Source organism: Thiolapillus sp. (assembly GCF_048562965.1).
Taxonomy (GTDB): domain Bacteria; phylum Pseudomonadota; class Gammaproteobacteria; order Chromatiales; family Chromatiaceae; genus Thiolapillus; species Thiolapillus brandeum_A.
Genome location: NZ_JBHNMF010001612.1, coordinates 1 through 532 on the forward strand (window position 1 = coordinate 1; position 532 = coordinate 532).

The 532-nt window shown below is 55.6% G+C and carries 1 pseudogene; it reads right to left on the reverse strand.

The features are described from left to right. Window positions 1–532: pseudogene (locus tag ACOCD2_RS25810) on the reverse strand (hypothetical protein); the annotation flags it as partial.

Genomic DNA, 532 nt, shown 5'->3' on the forward strand with positions numbered 1-532 from the left:
TTAAACAAATACCCAAACGCCCCGCTCAGTGCCCCATTTGCGAACTTTCCTCCCGACAGGGTACTGGCCGTGCCGCCAATGATGGCCGACGCTGCTGCACCACCAAACTTTCCAGGAATGCTTTCCGAGAGTTTCCCAGCACTGAGTTTGGTAAACACGCCAGTGGCAAAACCACTTCCAAAGCTGTCACCTCTGGCTCTGGCGAAGGCGCCGCCGACCAGGCCATGAGCCAACACCCGTTTGACGGTGATACCAGCACCCAGGTTGCCGATGGATGGGCCGTCCAGACTGCTGGCTCCTCCAATACCACTGGAGATACCCGACTGCAAACCACTCAGTGCACCAGCCTCAAATCCATCAGCAAAAGTGCCTCCCATAGCTTCTGCGGCAATTCCTTGTGCAAGTCCACCCAATCCAGCCTGAACAGCCGTTTGAATCACCGCCATTTCAGTGGTTGAGATAGCCGTTGTCGCTGCAATATTCCAGGCTATTGCTTCTGCGCCCGCCTCAGTGCCCACAGTAATCGCAAAAT